Source organism: Massilia hydrophila (assembly GCF_020208145.1).
In the GTDB taxonomy this organism is placed as follows: domain Bacteria; phylum Pseudomonadota; class Gammaproteobacteria; order Burkholderiales; family Burkholderiaceae_D; genus Telluria; species Telluria hydrophila.
Window position 1 is genome coordinate 1 of the sequence record NZ_JAHYBX010000056.1, and the last position, 449, is coordinate 449.

Consider the following 449-nt stretch of genomic DNA (forward strand, 5'->3'; position numbering starts at 1 on the left):
TTTATAACCTATTGGACGATCCTTTGTGTAATGCAGTTGCTGAATCACCAGATAGGTGGATATCATCAGGAAAATAGAAATAGCAAATTGCACGATGACCATTGCCTTTCTACTTCTTGATCCGCCTTTTCGGCTGTTTATTTTACCTTTAAGGGCAAGAATAGGATTAAATGCCGATAAAAATAACGCCGGGTACATACCTGCTAAAAGTCCTATAACGCCTATTCCTACTAGGGAGTAGCCATAGAAACGAATATCGGTAAAAGGGATATGCAGTGTCGTATGTGTAATCGTTTTGACCCAAGGCAAAAGCAATGTAGCGAATAGAACGGCTGCCAAAAATGCGCAGGCTACAGCGAGGATTGACTCAACAAGAAAGCCTGCAATAAGCTGTCGGCGATTGACGCCAACAGATTTTAAAACCCCGATTTCTTTTCCTCTTTTTAGGC

Annotated in this window: 1 protein-coding gene; it reads right to left on the reverse strand. The window is 41.6% G+C overall.

All coding sequences use genetic code 11. The features are described from left to right. A partial coding sequence (locus LE190_RS22270; RefSeq protein WP_225240613.1) for an FtsX-like permease family protein occupies positions 1 to 449 on the reverse strand: 449 nt, incomplete at both ends.